11 protein-coding genes are annotated in these 20,570 nt (G+C 38.6%); 1 reads left to right on the forward strand and 10 read right to left on the reverse strand.

Annotated elements, in window-relative coordinates; all coding sequences use genetic code 11:
* Nucleotides 1-297 precede the first annotated feature (297 nt).
* The gene (locus tag FG27_RS06385; RefSeq protein WP_197051669.1) at nucleotides 298-4,311 is read left to right on the forward strand and encodes a hybrid sensor histidine kinase/response regulator transcription factor; all 4,014 of its coding nucleotides are present in this window, start codon (nucleotides 298-300) and stop codon (nucleotides 4,309-4,311) included.
* A 203-nt stretch (nucleotides 4,312-4,514) separates the two neighbouring features.
* Here the strand turns inward: FG27_RS06385 and FG27_RS06390 are convergent, their stop codons facing one another.
* The 10 genes from FG27_RS06390 to FG27_RS06435 all read right to left on the reverse strand — a co-directional run bounded on the left by FG27_RS06390 (nucleotide 4,515) and on the right by FG27_RS06435 (nucleotide 20,556).
* Nucleotides 4,515-5,822: a glycosyl hydrolase family 8 gene (locus tag FG27_RS06390; RefSeq protein ID WP_037317006.1), complete on the reverse strand. Its 1,308-nt coding sequence runs from the start codon at nucleotides 5,820-5,822 to the stop codon at nucleotides 4,515-4,517.
* A 43-nt stretch (nucleotides 5,823-5,865) separates the two neighbouring features.
* Nucleotides 5,866-7,572, reverse strand: a complete 1,707-nt coding sequence (locus FG27_RS06395) for a glycoside hydrolase family 43 protein (RefSeq protein WP_037317009.1) — start codon at nucleotides 7,570-7,572, stop codon at nucleotides 5,866-5,868.
* A 34-nt stretch (nucleotides 7,573-7,606) separates the two neighbouring features.
* Complete coding sequence (locus FG27_RS06400; protein ID WP_037317012.1) at nucleotides 7,607-8,971, reverse strand: glycoside hydrolase family 43 protein; 1,365 nt, start codon at nucleotides 8,969-8,971, stop codon at nucleotides 7,607-7,609.
* 153 nt (nucleotides 8,972-9,124) lie between these two features.
* Entirely contained in the window at nucleotides 9,125-10,093 is a 969-nt protein-coding gene (locus tag FG27_RS06405) for a glycoside hydrolase family 43 protein (RefSeq protein ID WP_081912597.1), read from the reverse strand.
* A gap of 44 nt (nucleotides 10,094-10,137) precedes the next feature.
* Nucleotides 10,138-11,814, reverse strand: coding sequence for a sialate O-acetylesterase (locus tag FG27_RS18945; protein ID WP_197051670.1), 1,677 nt, complete (start codon nucleotides 11,812-11,814; stop codon nucleotides 10,138-10,140).
* An 11-nt stretch (nucleotides 11,815-11,825) separates the two neighbouring features.
* The gene (locus tag FG27_RS06415) at nucleotides 11,826-14,321 is read right to left on the reverse strand and encodes a glycoside hydrolase N-terminal domain-containing protein (RefSeq protein WP_081912598.1); all 2,496 of its coding nucleotides are present in this window, start codon (nucleotides 14,319-14,321) and stop codon (nucleotides 11,826-11,828) included.
* Between the two features lie 6 nt (nucleotides 14,322-14,327).
* A complete protein-coding gene (locus tag FG27_RS06420) occupies nucleotides 14,328-15,596 on the reverse strand; it encodes a family 43 glycosylhydrolase (protein ID WP_231563292.1) in 1,269 nt (422 codons plus the stop codon).
* Between the two features lie 91 nt (nucleotides 15,597-15,687).
* Nucleotides 15,688-17,250, reverse strand: a complete 1,563-nt coding sequence (locus FG27_RS06425; protein ID WP_037317015.1) for a glycoside hydrolase 43 family protein — start codon at nucleotides 17,248-17,250, stop codon at nucleotides 15,688-15,690.
* A 5-nt stretch (nucleotides 17,251-17,255) separates the two neighbouring features.
* Nucleotides 17,256-18,581, reverse strand: coding sequence for a S9 family peptidase (locus FG27_RS06430; RefSeq protein WP_037317018.1), 1,326 nt, complete (start codon nucleotides 18,579-18,581; stop codon nucleotides 17,256-17,258).
* Between the two features lie 31 nt (nucleotides 18,582-18,612).
* Nucleotides 18,613-20,556: a glycoside hydrolase family 97 protein gene (locus FG27_RS06435; protein WP_037317021.1), complete on the reverse strand. Its 1,944-nt coding sequence runs from the start codon at nucleotides 20,554-20,556 to the stop codon at nucleotides 18,613-18,615.
* Nucleotides 20,557-20,570: the final 14 nt, after the last annotated feature.

The following is a 20,570-nucleotide window of genomic DNA, read 5'->3' on the forward strand; positions in this document are numbered from 1 at the left end:
ATCCTTTTGAGAGTTGTTTTAGAACTTAAATGGTTTTCAACTGTAAAATTAAAACGATTGCTCCCAAAAGGACAGAATATTTAAGAAAGAACCTGATTTTATATTAAATACTTAATAGATTGCTAAAGTAATAAATAAAATATAACTTGTGGTCATAAAAACCATAAGTTTTTTAGTCAATCTTTTTCTAAAAATTAAACTTCACTTATGGACAAAAATTAGAATTAATCAGCCTTAAGATTTTTGATGGATTGTATAGTTAAATTTGGTAGCAAAATAGCTTGCAGTAAGAAAACTGTGCTTCTAGTATTTTTATTAATTCCACTTCTTTGCCAGGGCCAAATAGGTAAGTTATTCTCAACAGATACCGAACTCTCCAGTAGTTTAATAAACCAAATCTACCAGGATAACAAAGGTTATATCTGGATTGCTACAGAGGATGGTTTAGACCGATATGATGGCGCAAAAGTCTCTATTTTTAAACAGGAAAAACAGGATTCTACTTCTATTCTAAATAATTACGTAAAATCAATATTTCAGAATACAAAAGGCACATTGTATTTTGGTTTTTTTAATGGGCTACAATATTTTGACCATGCTACCGAAGAATTTCATCAGATCCCACTTTTAATAGAAAATGATTTTATCTATCCCGCCCACGTTACCGGAATTATCGAAAGAAAAAACGGTGAAATATTAATAAGCTCTTCGGGCCAGGGTATTTTTAAATTAGAACAGGAAAACGGGAAAACAGTAGGGCGAAAACTATTAGAATTTCTTCCTAGCAGCTATTTTGAAAATATTTTTGAAGATAGCAAACAAAATTTATGGGCTTTAAGCCAGGATAGCGGTTTATTTAAAGTCTCTCCCAGGGGTGAAATCACAGAATACTTTAATGATGAATATGACACTCAAATTTCCAGTATTTGTGAAGTGAAAAATGGGAAAATTTACGCAGGCAGCTTATCTAAAGGGCTTTTCAATTATAATAAGGATAAGGATGAATTCAATTTTATAGAAGAATCAAAAAACCTACCGGTAAAATCGCTTTTTGTAAATAAAAAAAATGAAGTGATGATTGGGACAGATGGGATGGGGCTTAAAATTTACGATCCTGTGGAAGAAAAAATGAGTTTGAGCGATTTTAGCATCTCGAATTTCGATTTTTCCAAAACTAAAGTCCACTCCATTATTGAAGATAATTCTGATAATCTTTGGCTGGGAATTTATCAAAAAGGGGTATTATTAGTTCCAGATAAGGTCAATAATTTCGATTACCTAGGTTATCAATCGGTTAAGAATAATATTATAGGGTCAAACAGTATTGTTTCTATATTCAAAGACAATCAGGATATTTTATGGGTAGGAACAGATGGTGACGGCTTATATGGAATTTCAGAAGAGAAAACTCAAGAATTCCATCTTGGCACCAACAACATGCAGGGTTCTTCCAGTATTATGAGTATTTATGAAGATTCTGATAACGAATTGTGGATTGGTACTTACCTTCAAGGTTTAGCTAAGTTAGATCGAGAAAACAAGGAGTTAATTTATGTTGAAGACTTAAAAGATGAACAAAACAATCCGGTAGAAAAAATCTACAGCATTATTGAAGATAAAAAAAAGAAACTTTGGATAGGTTCCCTGGGATATGGGCTTTTTTCTTATAACCTTAAAGAAGAATCTTTTACCAATCATAACTTAATAAAAAATGAGAATCAAGATGATCGTTTACACAATAAATGGATAAACTGTCTATTACTTTCTTCAGATAACAAATTATATATTGGTACCTACGACGGACTTTCCACGCTGTATTTAAACGATAACACATATTTAAACGAAAAAGGGCAAAACCATATTTTAACAAATAAGATTGTGTATAGCCTTTATGAGGACAAACAACAAAACCTGTGGATAGGCACTTCTGAAGGTCTTTTGCTTAAGCCAAAGAATGACACCATTACGAAAAGATATACTACAGCAAACGGACTTCCAAGTGATGTAATTAGTGCTATTGAAGAAGATGCTAATAACAATTTATGGATTAGCACAAACCACGGAATTTCAAAATTTCAACCTAGTCCTGCAGAGTTTACAAACTACTATTTTAGGGATGGACTTCAGGGGAACGAATTTAACAAAAACGCTTCTTTTTCTGAAAATAAAGAACGCTTATATTTTGGGAGCACCAATGGAGTTACTTATTTCCAACCTTCAGAAATAACTTCTACTGGCAGTAAAATAGACCTTAGAATTACTGGTTTTTATCTACAGGACCAACCAGTTAAAAAAGGAATGAAATCTGGTTCCTACTCTATTCTAAATAAAGCAATTATTGAGGCAGACACTATAGAACTTGCCCATAATGATAATGATTTTAGTATCGAATTTTCTTCTTTTGAATTTAAAAACCAACAATGGATTAGCTATTCCTATTCCTTAAATTCAGAGAATTGGGTGAAATTAAGACCGGGAATGAATACAGTTACCTTTAATAACCTTGAACCGGGAACCTACAATTTTAAAGTTAGAGCGAAAGATTACGGGGAATTTTCAAACACCAAAGGACTAAGTATTATAATTCATCAGCCCTGGTATTTTTCAACCTGGGCAAAGATTTTTTATCTATTTATAATAGCTATTATTACCTATCTCATTACCCAACAAATCCTTCAACGTAGAAAGACAAAAAGGAAACTCCAGGAGCATTTGCAATCTGAACAAATAAACGAGGCAAAACTTCAATTCCTTACCAATATATCCCACGATATTAAAACCCCCATTTCCTTAATTATAAATCCCTTAAATAAATTATTAAAAACAGATCAACAAGAAGAGCGGCAAAAACTTTATAAAGTGATGGAAAGAAATTCTGAAAGAATTCTTCATCTCATAGATCAATCACTAAATGCCAGGAAATTAGATAAAGGCCAGATAAAATTAAAATTCAGGGAAACTGAGATTATTGGGTTTGTAAAATCAATCGCCTCATTATTTGAAGATCAAACCGAAAGCCGTAAAATCAATTTCAATATTCATCACAAACTACCGGAAATCTATGCCTGGATAGATCCTAACCATTTTGATAAAATCATTCAAAATATAATTTCAAATGCCATAAAATTCACCCCTGAAGATGGGACTATAGATGTTTATATTGACCGTGAAGAAGGGAAAGACCAGTTTTATATCACAATAAAAGATAACGGAATTGGGATTAATGAAAGTGAAACCAATGAGATCTTTAATAGGTTTTATCAGGTTTCCAATCAGGATACCCGCCAATTTCAAGGAACAGGAATTGGCCTTCACCTAACCAGGGCCATTGCAGAACTTCACCACGGTACGGTAAAAGCTGAAAACAATAAAAATGAAAAAGGCTGCAAGTTTATAATTACTGCTCCCGTTGGGAAAGATCATCTTAATGAAGAAGATGTTATTTTAGAACAAAACAATATAGCAAATACACCCAAAGTCAAAATCAAAGCAGTTGATACAAAAAATGAAGAAAATTCAGAATCATTGACCCATGACAAAAGCCGCCCAACAGTTTTGATCGTAGATGATGATAATGAAATTAGAAATTACATAGCAGAAGAATTTAAATCTCATTATAATATTCTCAAAAGCATTAATGGAAAAAAAGCTTTTCCATTAGTACTAAAATATCTTCCAAACTTAATAATAAGCGACGTTAAAATGCCCGAAATGGATGGGATTACGTTTACCAGGAAAGTTAAGAAGAACATTAATATTAATCATATTCCCATAATTTTATTGACAGGAAAAACAGATAAAGAAACCAACCTGGAAGGCTTGGATATTGGAGCAGATGCCTACCTCAACAAACCATTTAATATAGATATCCTAAAGAAAACGGCTAAAAACCTAATAAGGACAAGAGAATTACTTAAAAACACCTACTCCGGTAACCAGTTGCGCGAAGATAAAATTGAAAAACTTGAACTAAAATCGGGTGATGAAGCCTTACTGGAAAAGTTTATGGAAGTGGTTAACAAGAATATAAACAACAACGATCTAAATGTAGAAATGATTGCCAGCGAATTGGGGATTAGCCGTGTTCACCTTTATCGTAAATTAAAACAATTAACCAACCAATCGGCAGGGGAACTAATAACCAACATCAGGCTAAAACAGGCTGGCGACTTGTTAATCTCCAAAAAGATAAATGTTGCTGAAGTAGCTTATGCCGTTGGTTTTTCCAGCACCTCAAAATTCTCTACAAAATTCAAAGAATTATACGGACTTCCGCCAAGCAATTACCGAGAAAAAAATAAAGTTAATTAACCTGAAATTATTCTGAATTAAGACAAATATGAATTCCTGCCTATCCAGCTTTCAGTCTCCAGACTATTTATAGAAATTCAGGAATTTACCTTATAAAAAAAGCGGAGACCAGAAATTGATCTCCGCTTTCCAGACATAAACAAACACACATAAAATTAAATACGCCTAGAAACTTCAAAAGAAGTTAAAATCAACATTCTATTTCAATTCGATTGCGGCGTAATAATTTGGTAATTTCCGCTTAAATGCATTAAGCTAAATAAGTATAGTATTCCGTCAAAATACGGATCAAAATAACCATCTTCATAAGGTTCTAATTTTGCATTCCAAACCTCATCTACAAATTTCCAACCTTTGGTATGAGTTGACGCTAAAGAGACCGTTGCAGCGGTAGAAACCAAACCAAGAGAATGCCTCAACTTTTGAAATCCTCCAGCCGGAAGTATCCAATCAGGTGTTGAACCATCTATGTTGTATTGATCTACATAAGTATCTAAACCTTCACAATAAAGAAAATTTTGTATTCGGTTGGCATATTCCTGTTGCCATTCAATATCCTTTGCATACCAGCTATAATCCATAGCGATATTCATAGGAACGCGCCAGGAATCGTATCTAAAGGCATCGCCCATTTTACCACGGCTATGTGGTTCCCCACTAAATTCAGAGTAGTCTGGAGTAAGTCCGGTTTCCGGATGTGTCGCGCGGTGCAGAAAAACCCGGGAAGTATCGGCAACATCCCTGTAAAATTCTTCGTGACCATCATTGGCATATTCTGCCCAAACTTCAAAGAAAGCCGGTACGTGATAAGAAGGGTCGGTCCAATCATAACCACCTTCGTGGGGCACAAAATTGATTTGTTTGTGTTCTACATTTAGTACATTCATCACTCCATCAGTCCCATCTTTGCTCCACATCGCATCAAGAATTCTTCCGGCTTCCCCATAATAATCTATCCCGGTCTCATTTCCCCAAAGATTAGACGCAAAAAGTAATGCCGTAACAAAATACAATTCCCCATCTGAAGCTGAGCCTTCGGCATTGTGCTCTCCGGTTTTTGGATCTACGCTCCAGGCAAAATAAGCCTCACTGGGCCCTTCCTGGTGTTGCATATATTTTACGGTCCATCGCCAAAGCTTATCGAAAACTTCTTTTTTATCAAACTGAACCGCTACCATAAGTCCGTAGGAAAGTCCTTCTGTACGGGCATCTTCATTCTTTAGATCAGACACATAAGCCAGAGAATCTTCAACTTCAAAATAAACCCTGTCTGGACCTTCAAAAACATCATAATAGGCTTTTTCAAGTTTAGCATCAATCTCAGCTTGAGAATAACCAGCTTCTAAAAATAGGTTCCGGTATTCCCCGGTTTCCCAGGCTCCCTTTTCCCAGGGCTGCATTTTTCCCCGAGGATCTTTTACCTCCTCATCACAATCCTGCCCTGTAATATCTCCTGATAATAACATCAAGCCGATAAAAAATAGCGTTAATAAATAAATTCTTTGCTTCATATTCCTGTATTTTTATAATTCATAGAAATTTTTATTCTGAAGGTTATTCAGGAACAGCATCGTTTGATGATGTGGCGTATAAACCAATCATATTCCCCGTGAAACCTCCCGCTACATTAGTTGAAAGAATATCTCCTGAAACCGTGCCTCCCAGGTTTTCAAAATTTTCACCATCTAAAGCATAGCTAAATTTAAAATCATCTTCCTCTGCTTCCACTTTCAGTTTCAAATCATTTTTTAATTCTATTTCTTTACTTGCCAATATTTTAGACGAACCTTTCTCTGTTCTTTCTAAAACCAAATAATATTTTTTGTCTTTTCTGGTAAGGCCAAATACATAATTAAATGTCTCACTTTGAACAGTAGTAATCCCCGCGAGATCTTTTTCAGATTTCGGCTTATAACTCATTGTGGTTGTAAACGAAAAATCTTTATGTTGCTGGCGATGAAATAAGGTTGAAGTAGGCTTTACCTCTTTAATGTTCACTTCAAACGGATTAATTTTAAGTCCATTTTTAGTAAATTCAATAAAATCTTCGCGTGGCCCTCTTAATCCTATCCAACGATAATCGAGTTTTTCAGAAGAAAAATCTTCGGTGTAGGTGAAATTACCATTCGGAAAATAATTCCCTTCCCCGGTTTTATTTTCAACACCTTCGGGCATTTCAAGCTTTGGTTCCATAGGAACTAACCCGTTCTCAAAAACCGGAAATTCCCCAGACCAATCTACAGGCAAAATAAAAGTTTCCCTACCAGTATTAACCCTGTCTTTCTCATTGGGACGTATTCCCAAAAACACCCCGTAATATTTATCATCAGGTCCAACCACCAAATCGGCATGGCCCGCCCAATCTACTTTATTTTCCCGGTCTTTGTTTAAATACCTTTGTGATAAGATAGGGTTTGATGGGGCCGGCTCATAAGGTCCCATTGGGTCATCACTTACAAAAATCACTTCACTGTGCCATCCTCCGGTACCGCCTTCGGCACACATTAAATAATAACGATCGTCTTTTTTATAAATATGGGGTGCTTCAATCCAAATTGGTTTTTTGGAAAGGTCTACCCCACCATTTACAATAATTTTATCGGTTCCTTTAATCACCTGATCGTTCTCTACATCATATTCCCAAATTTTAATTACACGATGTCCCTGGTAGAGTTCTTCCCCCTCGTTTGGCGCATCGTTATGAACCACATAGGCTTTACCATCATCATCAAAAAAGATTGCGGGGTCAATTCCCTGAAAATCCAGTTTTATAGGATCGCTCCAGCCCTCTTTTGGATCCTGGGTTTTAACCACAATATTCCCAAACCCACCGGCAAATTGCGTAGTGATCATATAAAAAGTATCATTATTAGGATTGTAGCGAATATCAGGAGCATAAATTCCCGCGCTTATCCCTGTATCGTGTACTTTTAATTGAGATTTCCGGTCCAGTACATGCCCAATTTGGGTCCAGTTGACCAAATCGTTGGAATGAAAAATAGGCACACCCGGGAATACTGCAAACGAAGAGGCTACCAGGTAATAATCATTCCCCTTCCGAGCAATTGCGGGATCTGGATAAAATCCCTGTAAAATTGGATTATAGAATTCATCCTCTTCCAAAGGGTTTTCGTTATAAACATCATCATTTCCTTCATATACCGCACTGGAAAATACCGGGGTATTTTTTTGTGCACTACAGCCAGTAAAGACAAACAAAGCCAGTAAGACTTTGACTAAAACAAGTTGATTTTTTTTCATTATTGATTTTTTGATAATTTATTTTAATTAGAAATTACTTCGAAAACAGCCAGTAATCAAAGTGTAGAATTTTCCTGGGAGCTTTTCCTTTAAACACAAAGTATACATCGTGAACTCCGCTTACTTTTTCAGTAACTTCAGAAGAGATTAATTCCCAGCGATCTTCACCGCCGGTTAAAGGAACTTCAATTTTGGCTATCTTCTTTCCGGTTTTATCATCCAACCTGACTTCTAAGGTGACGTCGCCATTATGGACGGTTCCAACTCGGGCTGTGAATTTAGAAGGCCCTTCTTTCCTGAAATCTACTTCTCTTATCTTTGTAAAAGCTTCATTTTTTTCTGCGGTGATATACACCCCCACTATTTCATTTTCTTTAGCTTTTACATTTTCCGACCATGCAATTGTTTCTGCTTCATTCTTTACATAAGGGTTGAGGGTTTGCAAAGCTTCCTCAATTCCGTCTGTCATTTGCATTTGTTCAATAGCATCCTCTTCATTAAAATTGGCTTTTTCTACAGCTACAGATCTAGTAAAACCGCTTCCACCCGGAAGTGCCGCATTGTGATAAAAGAAATAGGTGTTTCCTTTAAAATCTATAATTCCAGGATGATTTGTAAAAGCGCCACCTTCCTGCGGCATCACTTTTCCCTTATATTCATAAGGCCCGGTTATATTTTTGCTTGTAGAATAACCTATATGTTCCGGTAAAGGACCGGCTGCAAAAAATAAATAATAGAGATCGTTTCTTTTGTATAACCACGGACCTTCTTCGTAAGTAGTAGGCCGGCGCTCATCTTTTTCACCTTCACGTTTTCCAAAGGCTTCAATTGTATTTGGAATTTTACTTATTTCACCTTTCAGGCTTATCATATCCTCATTCAGTTTTACGTAATAACATTCAGGATTCCCCCAAAAAAGATAAGCCTGCCCGTCATCGTCAATAAACACCGAAGGATCTATATCAGCATTACTATTGCTGATTAGTGGTTTTCCTAGCGGATCTATAAACGGACCGTAAGGACTGTTTGCTACCGCTACTCCAATACCATTTTTCCCTTCACGAGAAGTGATTGGAACATACATATAGAATTTACCATCCCTTTCTATGGCCTGGGGTGCCCAGGCATTTTGTTTGGCCCAATCAAAATCGTCATAAGCTAATACTGCACCGTGGTCTGTCCAGTTTACCATATCTTCGGTTGTATATAAACGCCAGTCGTTCATCGTAAACCAGGTAGATTCATCTTCGTCGTGAGAAGTATATAAATACAGCTTATCGTTATAAACCAATGGTGCAGGGTCTGCCGTATAATTGGTTTGAATAATCGGATTTTGTGAAATACCTGTTTTAGAAATAAATAATATACATAAGTATATTAAGGTTCTTTTGATGGTCATAATTTTCAACTTTTTTGTAACCAATTAGGTTTTATATGGTCGATTTCAATAAGCTTTGTTTAAGGAAATAACATATTAATAGCGCTATAACTTTAAAAAATGATATCCAAAAAATCATCTATTGAATATTATTAGTAATAGTTTTCCGGAAACTTAATCTACTGCTTTTACACCCTCATCAGTTTGCTCTACTTTTTGAATAGTACCGTCATCATTGTAGTACATATAATCTACAGCAATGGAACGGCGGTAACTTCCGCCTGTAGGCAAGACGCCATTATGATAAAAGAAATAGTCTTTTCCTTTGTACTCAATAATCCCCGGATGAATAGTAAAACTGTTCGGGGCGCTGTCTGCTAATATTCCCTGATACTCCCAGGGTCCCTCAGGACTATTGGATGTGGCATATTCGATCCTTTCCCGTTCTTCTCCCTGGCTGGCATATACCAAATAATACAATTCCTTTCTTTTGTAAACCCAGGGGCCTTCTATAAAATTCTTTGGATTATAATATTGTATCTCTCCATCTAATTCCACCATATTATCTTTCAATTTGACCATCTTCATACTGCCATTACCCCAGTACATATACGCCTGGCCATCATCATCTACAAAGACCGAAGGATCTATGTCATCCCACCCATGTGGGTTATCGGTAGTCATTTCATTGTAAATTAAGGCTTCTCCTATTGCGTCCTTAAATGGTCCTAAAGGTGAATCGGCAACAGCCACTCCTATCGCAGCACCACCGTTACTACGTTCATCATCTTTATGGAAGGTGGATACATAAAAATAGAATTTCCCATCCCTTTCTGCGACCTCGGCCGCATAGGCATCCCCGGTTGCCCAGGAGAAATCTTTTGGCGAGAGTTTGGGACCGTGATTTTTCCAGTTTACCATATCGGTAGAAGAAAACAACAACCAATCTTTCATTTCATAATTTGTTGAAGATACCGAAGCGGTATCGTGACTGGTATATAAGTATACTGTATCGTCATAAACCAGCGGTGCGGGATCTGCGGTGAATACATCCTTTATTATAGGATTTTGAGCTAGTAAAATTTGCGATGAAAATAAAAAGCCCAGACCAACTACTGATAACATCTTAATTCTTGTATGCATAATTTTTAGTTTTTATGGTTTATAATATAGAATCAGAATTCCTTTTATTCCGTTCCATTGTCATTTTTAGAAGCCGGTATACCCAGCAAACTATATTTATCGAATTTTGCTTGATCTACGGGTTTAAACAATAGTTTAGAGAACATATACAAACCGTTTTTCCAAACTTTAAAATCGTGTCCTCCAGGTTCCAGGTAATAAATATGAGGTACATTCTTTTTTGCTAAATATTCATGAGTCCGCTGACTAAACGATAGCAAGTCGTCTTCATCGCCACAGGAAATCCATAAAAGATTGAGTTTTTCCTTTGCTTTTTCCGGCTGCGGAACCAATTCTTCCGGTTTTTTAGTATTTGGTGCTGCAGAAAATGCCCCTACCCAGGAGAACATATCCAAATTTCCAAGACCAAAATTTAGGGTTTGCCCGCCGCCCATAGAAAGTCCGGCGATTGCCCGGTTTTCACTGTTTTTAATTACTGGATAATTCTTTTCTATAAATGGAATAAGATCATTGAGCAGGTCCTTTTCAAAGTTCGCGAACGCAGCGACTTTTGTACTGTCAAAAATATTTCCCACTGCGCGATCATCTTTCATCGCCCTTCCGTTTGGCATCACGACAATCATTTGTTCTAACTTTTCATCGGCATAGAGATTATCTAAAATAACCTGTGGATTTCCACCTCTAAGCCATTCTTTTTCATCGCCGCCAATGCCGTGTAAAAGGTATAAAACCGGGTATTTCTTATTTTCTGAATAGTTCGGGGGAGTATAAATTAAGGCCTTTCGGGCATTGCCTACTGTTTTAGATTTATAGCTAATACTATCAATTTTTCCGCGGGCAATATTTTCCCTTTTTGAGTCGAAACCTTCTGGCGCTTCTCTTTCAAGGCCTTTAAAACCTTGAACCTCCAGCATTTTCTTCGCATAGCGCCTTCCAAGTTTCCGGTAACCTTCTGCTGAAAAATGAAGCTTATCATCTACCGCCGTGCAACCTTTAGAAGAAATAACATAACTATTAGGAATCACCTCGGGCAGCCTGGCGATAATCTCATTCATACTGGCGCAGATATCTCCTTCTTCTTTACTCACCATTTCCCCGGCGAGTAGTGGCACTTTTTTAGGATCAAGTTTAAGGTCTTTTATAAGATTATTGTAAACCTCTTTTACCTTTTGTGGCCACAGGCTGTCACCGGTATTTGATTCTCCCTGATGCAATAAAATTCCTTTTATAATCCCATCTTTTTGTGCTATTCTAGCCATTTCCACCAGGCGACCGTAAGGATTACCATCATATTCCTTTACCGTATTTTTTAGCCAGTCGGGTGAAGATGCTACATAAGATTCATAATTTTCCTTGTCGAAAAGTTCAATTTTACTGCCACCTACAGGTACATTTATCACCCCTACTTTAATACTATCCGGTAAATTTTCGATCATTTCCCTTCCGAAATAATCAGTAGGTGTTAAACCGGTATTACATCTTGTTAATGGGGGTTTAGCGGTGTACCACTCCCCTTTTTTTCGATCCAAATCGGGACAATCGACTGTCTGAAGCACTTTAAATCTATCATTCAACGCAACCGTATCCTGTGGTTCAAATTTGGCGTGGCCTTCCATATTTGATTGCCCAAAAGCGAGGTAAACGTGAAAATTTGAATCCTGGGCGGAAGCCTGGTAAACTGCCAGAAAAAGTCCCAGAAAAATGAGCATTTTTGTTTTCATAATTTATATATTTATCTAATTTCAATCACATATTCTTCTCCTTTTGAGGTATCGAGATCATATTCGTAAACTTTTTTAAGCTTCGGTTCTTTAAGATCTAACTCATCAGATATTATTGGATCCTTTATTTCCGGAATACTGTAGTAAGGGTTTTCATTATCACCCATTGCTTTCTCCAGTCCTTTCCCTGAAAGTGGATGATAAGATCTAATTCTGCAATTGCCACCTAATTCAGATTTAATAATAACATTGTTCGGCTTATTATTCTCCCACTCAAGAGCTACTTCAAAACCTCCACGAGCTCTTAAACCGGAAATTTTTCCTTTGCTCCAGTCTGCAGGTAATGCAGGCAGAATATGAATGGCGCCATCGTGACTTTGTAAAAGCATCTCAGCAATCCCGGCGGTGCAACCAAAATTTCCATCTATTTGAAAAGGGGGATGCGCATCAAAAAGGTTAGGATAAGTACCACCTTTTTCGCTATGGCCTTCCTGCATTGAAGGAGTTAACTGGTCTTTAATTAATTTAAGAGCGTGATCCCCGTCAAGTAATCTCGCCCAAAGGTTCACCTTCCAGCCCATAGACCAGCCGGTAGACTCATCGCCCCTGGCCACCAAAGATGTTTTTGCAGCCTCAAATAATTTCGGGTTTCGGTACGGGGAAATTTGGTTTGACGGATAGAGTCCGTATAAATGAGAGACGTGTCTGTGATTGCTTTTGGGGTCGTCCCAGTCTTTTATCCATTCCTGTAACTGGCCCCAGTTTCCAATTTGCATAGGAGGCAATTCGTGAAGTTTCTCATTTAATTCGGCTATAAATTCTTCATCATCTCCCAGTATTTCCGCGGCTTTGGCTGTTCTTGAAAACAGGTCAAAAATGAGTTGATTATCCATCGTTGTTCCATAAGACAATGAGGATTCCGGATGTGCGGTTGGCGCGTGTTCCGGGGAAATGGAAGGAGATACCAGCAGCCAGTTATTTTCCGGCTCCCTGATCATAAAATCCAGATAGAATTTAGAAGCTTCTTTTAATATTGGATAAACAGATCTCAGGAATTCTTTATCTCCTGAAAAATCATATTTATCGAATAAATGCTGGGAAAGCCAGACTCCACCCATTGGCCACATTCCCCAATAAGAACCGTCTATCGCTCCGGTCATTCGCCAAATGTCCGTATTATGATGCATCACCCAGCCTTCTGCGCCGTACATATCTTTGGCTGTCTTCCTTCCGACTTCTGAAAGCTCCTTCACCATTTGGATCAATGGCTCGTGAAATTCCGGCAAATTCGTGATCTCCGACGGCCAGTAATTCATTTCGGTATTAATATTTACTGTGTATTTACTATCCCAGGCAGGAGTTAACTGGTCATTCCAAATTCCCTGCAAATTGGCGGGTTGCGTTCCCGGCCGGGAAGAGGTAATTAAAAGATAGCGCCCAAATTGGAAGTACAGGGAAACAAGGGCTGGATCATTTCCGGTTTTGAAATTTATGATCCTTTTATTGGTGGGTAGCTTCGCAGCTTCCGTTTCACCAAGGTCCAGGGATACGCGATTGAAATAGGTTTGATAATCTTCCAGGTGGGTTTCGTAGATCTCGGCTGATTTCTTTTTTTCTATTGCTGAAAGATATTCTTCTGCTTTTGCTTCCTCATCAATACTGAGATCTTTATAGTTTTTAAAATTAGAAGCGATGGAAATATATAGCGTAGCACTATTGGCATTCTGAATGTTCAGAGATTCATTTTCTGAATTAATTTTTCCGCCTTCAGTCTGAATTTTAGTGATCGCCAGGAATTCAACTTTCCCTTTTATTCCTTCAAAATCGCTGGTTTTACCGTGTAGTTTTAATGTCCCATTTTCAGCTGAAACTTCAGCACCTCCGGGACGATCCATCGTAGCTGTGAAATTTAAAGCTCCGGGTTTATCTGCCGTAATTTGTACCACGATCACCTGATCGGGATGTGAAGCGAAAACTTTCGTTTCATAACCTACACCTCCAACTGTATAGCGGGTTGTGGTAACTGCAGATTCCAGATCCAGTTCCCGGTAATACTCAGTGTAATTTTGGTGATTCAAAAAAGATAATTTCAGGTTCCCTGCGGTTTGATAAGGCATTCCGTGGGAAGATTTGCTTATGAAATACTGATTGACGAGCTCTTGGGCTTCTGCGCTTTTTCCTTCAAACAGAAGTTTCTGAACTTCAGATAAATAGGTTTTGGCTTCAGGATTATCATTCCGGTTAGGTTGTCCTGCCCAGATAGTGTTTTCATTTAACTGAATAATCTCTTCCTGGGGATCTCCATAAACCATCGCCCCCAAGCGTCCATTCCCAACAGGAAGTGCCTCTACCCATTTTTCAGCAGGCTTATCATACCAGAGTTTTAATTGGGAATCTTCCTGACTCCAGGATTTGAAAGGTGAGATCAAAAACAGTATTCCCAGGAATACGGAAAAACCGAAACCGGAAAACCTGCTTTTTGAAATTTTAATCTTACTAATGCTCATCCCTTTTTATTTTTCAAATTGAACCCAGTCCACTTCAACCCCGGCACCGCTTTTAAGTTGCAAAATCAGATCCTGAACAGCGGTTGCTTCAGATTTTACAGGAGCCGAAAAAACATCCCAATTTCCACCTTTTTTGACGGGCACTTCAGGAAATTTCTGATCGTTCTCACCTGCCAGTTTCAGCTCAACAGTTGCGCCCTTTAAAGATCTTGCTCTAATTTTGACATTTTTTGGTCCTTCATTACCAAAATCAACCCTGTTATAACTTACCCAGGCATCAGGTTTATTTAAAACTACTTTCCAACCCTGGAAAGGATCAAGCCGATCTAAAAACACCGAAGCAGCTCCATAGTTGCTTTTCGCGCTATATCGGTCTATCTGAATTTTAGAAGTACTGGAGGTAATTCCCACTCCACGTTTGGTTGGAATCACTTTTTTGATCTTTCCATTCTCTTCAAAGAATAAACTATCGGCACGAATGGAGCGGTTCTTATCGAAATCGGGAGAAAGATCATTATCGTGATAGAATAAGTACCACTGATCTTTATAATTTACGATGGAATGATGATTGGTCCAGGTACCCGAAGCCGATTCATCCATAATAACACCTTTGTGAGTAAAAGGTCCCATTGGATTATCGGAAGTTCCATATTCGAGTCTTTCAGTATTATTGGCAACGTGCGGATAAGTCATATAATATGTGCCATTTCTTTCAAAAACAAAAGGCCCTTCAATATGCCCTTTTTGAGGGATCTCCTCGAAGGTCTTTATTTCTGAAGCCAGCTCCAGCATATTATCCTTCAGTTTTGCACCATAAATTTTTCCACGGGACCAGTACAAATAAGCCTGCCCGTCTTTATCAATAAAAACATTGGGATCTATGCCTTCTACTCCCTCAATATGATTTGGCTGTGGCTTATAAGGCCCTTCAGGTTTGTCGGTGACTGCCACGCCGATAGAAAAGCCTTTTTCCCCGTCTCCGGCGTCTTTGAGTTTGGTGGGAAAATAGAAGTAAAATTTGCCATTTTTGGATACCGCATCAGGCGCCCACATACTGTAAGCCTTAGGATCGGCCCAGGGAACATCTTTTTGATCCAGAATTTTTCCGTGGTCTGTCCAATTGGTAAGATCTTCCGAAGAAAAAACGTGGTAATCGGCCATATTGAACCATTCGGCACGGCCTTCGCCTTCCGGCGGCACAATATCGTGGGAAGGAAATACATATAGTTTTCCGTTAAATACCCTTGCCGTAGGATCTGCTGTAAACTGATCCATTATCAGCGGATTTTGTGCAAAAGCATTTACTGACAGAAAAAATACAATCAGACTAAGAGATATCGTTTTCGGAATATTTAATTTTTTCATTTTAATTATTTTTTTCAGCTTCAATTTTAAAGTAATCGAAATCGACGTGACCCCCTGCTTCTTCTGTAGCGTAGTTGAACAACGCAAACCTGTAGCCCATAAAGTGCGGAAGCGTGTAAGACATTTTAAGCTCGTTGCCTATAGCTTTCCAGTTTTCACCATCCAGGCTGTAGTAAAATTCTGCTGTATCTTTCCTGTTTTGAAAATCACCCACAGCCTTAAGGTAAAGCTCCTCTTGATTCAAAGGAATTCTTTCCACCTCAACAGTTTCTTCGGAAGCTCCATTGACCATAATAATGTGCTTCTTATTATTTCGCATTTTAGCCCCTACAAATCCAAAATTCTTCTGAAGCAATCCAAGGCCGGCATAATCCCCTTCCTTCATTCCGGAAAGATCAACTTTTGTAATTGCAGAACTTTCCGGACCAATGGTTCTTTGGGTTAATGTGTTACGGGTATTTAAAAATGAAGAATCTACCCTATCTGTAGTCAGCCTTAAATAACCTTCACGATCTTTTACAGACCAGTAATCATTTTGCGGATTATGATTCCACTGCCATACCAGAGGCAAATCTTTGTCTCCTGATTTTCTACTAAATTCATCTGAAGCAACGATACCCGGAATCCATCCTTCATTTGCAGGGAGATCCAGGGTTTCAGGCACTTTGCCGTCTTCACCCAAAACAGGCCAGCCGTTTTCCCATTTTACTGGAACCAGATAAGGAATACGTCCTACTGCGCCATAATCCCGGAATAAATAGGCAAACCAATCCCCTTCAGGCGTATCAATTAAACCACCCTGTGCCACTCCTTTATCCTGAAAAGCTATTTTTCCTTCGTAAGGTCCGGTTATTTTATCGGCACGATGAGTAATCACCGTTCTCATCCCGTCTCTTGGCCAGGCGATGTTGAATAGATAATACTTACCGTTAACCTTAAATATTTGAGATCCTTCCGCAGGTAAAATAAAATTAGAACCTATAGGTTCAGTAGCGTTCTCAATTAGAACCCGCTCTGTATCTTCCTTCACACCTGAAAGGTCATTTTTAAGTTCTGCTATATTCAGTTTTCCTCCACCCCAAATGAGATAAGTCTTTCCATCGTCATCAAAAAATAAAGTATTGTCGTGAAGAGATGGGGTAAAAGAAATCTCTTCAAAAGAACCATTTTCAATATCTTTTGTTTTGAAAATATAAGTTTTTCCTGTGGTACTCGAAAAAGTGGAAACGTAAAAAGTATCATTATGGTAACGAAGGCTGCTTGCCCAGGATCCTCTCCCATATGCATTTTCTCCATTTTCCATATTCAGGGCATCTGAATCCCCCAAAGTATTGTAGGCATAATTCATTATTTCCCAGTTTACCAAATCCTTGGATTTCATTATTGGTACCCCTGGACTCATATGCATCGTGGTGCTGCTCATATAATAGGTATCATCAACCCTAATTATAGAAGCATCGGGAACATCGGCGTGGATTATAGGATTTTGACCCTGCTGTTGCGCAACGACTGAATTTCCTAAAAACAGGCTTAAAATTATAATGAGTAGATTTCTCTTTTTCATATTCTTTATTTGAAATAGGGTTTGGCAAATTCTATAAAATATGGCCAGTTAGGGACTACAGTATGGCCGCCTTCGTGTATTCTAAAGACGAGTTTACCTTCAGATAAAAACTCCCCAACTTGAGGAAATTCCGTTTTTAACAGTGCTTTTTCATCATAGATTTCATAAGCAGGGCTGGCGTGGACTCCGGCTAAAAACATCCCTTTAGCATCAATCCAATTCCCTTCAACTTTAGGATCTCCACTGCTGATAAAAACCGGACGTGGCGCTGCAAGCGCAATCAAATGATGTGCATCTACCGGAAGATCTTTTGTTTTTAAAGGACCGCCGTATTTTATAAAATTGGGAGCAAACCAGTGATATTGGGAAGCGGAAACCAAATTCTCTACCTGTTCTCCAAAATTACGTCGCAGGATCTTTGTTCCGCCTGCCCCGGCAGAACCTATGAACCCAACAGCAAATCTATCATCGTAGGCCATAGTGACCATTGCAGCTTTCCCGTAGCGGGAAAGTCCTTCTATAGCTACTTTTTTTGCATCAACTTTTGAATCATTTTCAAAATAATCTAATGCACGGCTGGCACCCCAGGCCCAGGCTTTCAAAGCGCCCCAATCATCCAGTTTTCGCGGTTCGCCTTTATTCACTAATCCGATGATTCCTTCCCGAAGTCCGGCACCATTATCAGCTTGATAACTTGTCGGGATCAGACTGGCATAGCCCCAGTTCTGAGCCAGTAATTGTTCCTGCCAGGGTTTTTCCTGCTCGGGCTCAGGGAAAAACCCAGCCGGAAAATTCCAGTCGAATTTCAAGATTACCGGCACTTTTTTATTGGTGTTTTTAGGAAGGGTCAGGATCATTTCGATTTCAACCTCGATCTCTGGGTAAGCAGAGTTATCTACCACTCCTAAAAGTTTCTCAACCTGCACCGGGCATTCGCCAATAATTGAATCTTTCCGGGAAACAACTTTCCAGTTTACAGCAGGCATATTTTTAGGGAATCTTCCATAGACTTCAGCATTAAAATCTTCTTTGATCTCCTGCCTGCGTTTTTCCCATTCAGAAACTGAAGTGACTTTTGATCCGTCTTTAAAATCCAAAAGTTCGGGCAAGCTGTAATCTACAACTTTAGATTCGTCAGAATTCGCTGCATTAGGATCATTCGGATTTCCGGAAGGTCCGGGTCGTAAGGATTCTATTCCTAATTCCTTCAGCATTAACTGATGATCCTGCGAACTTAAACGATAAATACTATCCCGCTCCTGTTGAGAAAACTGCGCCATCGATTGATTAACGCAGCTAAAAAAAACGATAATGACAAATAATTGTTTCATTTTAAATATTTTACAGGAGGAGAAACCTGTGCTAATCTGTAATCAAAAATCCACCCTGAGGTTGAATGGTCACTTGAAATTTCCCTCTTTTTTGTTTTATTTCTTTCTTTTCAGTTTTCCCCTTTTTAGAGTCATTAATAATACTGAATGTATTTCCTTTCAGTTCCGGAAGGGAAAAGCTCACTTTTTTTGCTTCTTTTGACGCATTGATCCCGGCGACATACCATTGATCCTTATGCCTTCTTGCTAATACGCTATACTCTCCGGGATATCCTTCAATAAAAATGGTCTCATCCCAGGTGGTAGGGACATTTTTCATAAAGTCTACTGCGAATTCCGGAGCGTCTTCGAGATTATTCGGCGTTAACGCAAAGAATTGTACCGGAGTTTGAAATAGAACTGCAGTTGCCAGTTGAAAAGCATCAGAGGTTCTTCTAAAGTTTCCGCCGTCATTGGTTCGGTTGTATCTTTCGTTGAGAACAGTTCCACCAAAATCCATACTTCCCACCGTATTTCTTATAAAAGGATGAATGGCTGCACTTCGGGCTTCCTGGTCGTTTGCATACTGACTGAACATTAGATTTTCTGAAGCAAGAACTGCTTCAGTACTTATAAAATTAGGATACATTACCTCCCAACCCCTTGGAATTGTGGCACCGTGAAAGATCATCATTAACCCGTAATCATTAGCATCAGACATAATATCCTCATAAAGCTGAATGGTCTCTTGTTTATCACCACCCATAAAGTCAACTTTCAGGCCTTTTACTCCGCTTTCCTGCAACCACTGCATTTCCTTTTTACGGGTTATAGCCCTGTGCATTTTATTCCGCGGAGTCATAGGTGCGTCATTGGCTACTCCGTTGGAATTGTACCACAAGAAAACATCAACGTTTTTGCTGTTGGCGTAATCAACGAGCTCATCCATCCTGTCGTAGCCGATATTCTGGTCCCAAAGCGCATCAATCAAGATGTATTCATAACCCATTTCAGCAGCAAAGTCGATGTAGGTTACCTGGTCATCATAGTTCATACTGCCATCCTGCCACATAATCCAGCTCCATACGCCGCGCCCGAATTCATAATCCTTAGAGGCTTCATAAAGCGGCTCCACCACATCAAAAGGAATGGTGGTTTCTACAATAGGTTTTAAACTTTCACCAATTGTGATAGTCCGCCACGGAGTGCTAAATGGAAGGGAAATGGCCGCGCCTGTGCTACCAAAATCATTATTTTCAGTACTGTCGGGAAAAGCGATGGTATACTCCCCTTCAGCATTTGGATCGCTTAGATGAGCACCCACGTAGGTGCCGTCAACCCCAGTTTCAGAGAGAAGAATCCAGTGATCTTCGGTTTTAAATAATCCCGGAAAGGTATATCCCAGATTATTGGAGGAAGCTTTAGTAATCTCCTGATCTAAATAATAGCCCTCTTCGTAACTAGGTTTGGTACGCTGAAAACCTACCATAGATTTGGACTGAGGCGTAAGGAAACTTTTTGCTGAATTTGGGAAATTGAATCCTGTAAATTCTTTCGTCACCACGTGGGCTATGGTATCGCTGTATTTTTGAAGATGGTACCTAAAAGCGATGTCATTATTACTAACCCTGAAAATTACATCCATTTTTTGCCCTTTTTGAGTGGTAAAAGTGGCGGTTAATTCACGTGCGTTATAATTGATCTCTGAACCTTTGAGCTTTTTGGATTCATAACTCTTTTCTACGGAAGTGGTTTTACTTTCTTCAAAACTCAAAGCTTCGGAATAGTCTGAAATATTTGTTTTTAGTCCAAGTCGGGATTTTTCCAGCACCACTTCATTATTGTAGAACACGGAATAGGTTGGTATTCCAGATTCCAGGTGTACTTCCAATTTCAATGCTTCGTCAGGACTGTTGACTACAGCTTCCTGTGCAGAAATTGAAAGAAATGCACTTATAAAAGTAATTGCAACTATGATTTTATGAAATATCAACATTTAAAATAAATTTG

It is taken from the genome of Salegentibacter sp. Hel_I_6, from assembly GCF_000745315.1.
Lineage (GTDB): Bacteria > Bacteroidota > Bacteroidia > Flavobacteriales > Flavobacteriaceae > Salegentibacter.

Coding starts and splice junctions, on each gene's coding strand:
- FG27_RS06390 (WP_037317006.1), bottom strand. CDS start 5,822: ATGAAGCAAAGAATTTATTTATTAACGCTATTTTTTATCGGCTTGATG.
- FG27_RS06395 (WP_037317009.1), bottom strand. CDS start 7,572: ATGAAAAAAAATCAACTTGTTTTAGTCAAAGTCTTACTGGCTTTGTTT.
- FG27_RS06400 (WP_037317012.1), bottom strand. CDS start 8,971: ATGACCATCAAAAGAACCTTAATATACTTATGTATATTATTTATTTCT.
- FG27_RS06405 (WP_081912597.1), bottom strand. CDS start 10,093: ATGCATACAAGAATTAAGATGTTATCAGTAGTTGGTCTGGGCTTTTTA.
- FG27_RS18945 (WP_197051670.1), bottom strand. CDS start 11,814: ATGAAAACAAAAATGCTCATTTTTCTGGGACTTTTTCTGGCAGTTTAC.
- FG27_RS06415 (WP_081912598.1), bottom strand. CDS start 14,321: ATGAGCATTAGTAAGATTAAAATTTCAAAAAGCAGGTTTTCCGGTTTC.
- FG27_RS06420 (WP_231563292.1), bottom strand. CDS start 15,596: ATGGATCAGTTTACAGCAGATCCTACGGCAAGGGTATTTAACGGAAAA.
- FG27_RS06425 (WP_037317015.1), bottom strand. CDS start 17,250: ATGAAAAAGAGAAATCTACTCATTATAATTTTAAGCCTGTTTTTAGGA.
- FG27_RS06430 (WP_037317018.1), bottom strand. CDS start 18,581: ATGAAACAATTATTTGTCATTATCGTTTTTTTTAGCTGCGTTAATCAA.
- FG27_RS06435 (WP_037317021.1), bottom strand. CDS start 20,556: ATGTTGATATTTCATAAAATCATAGTTGCAATTACTTTTATAAGTGCA.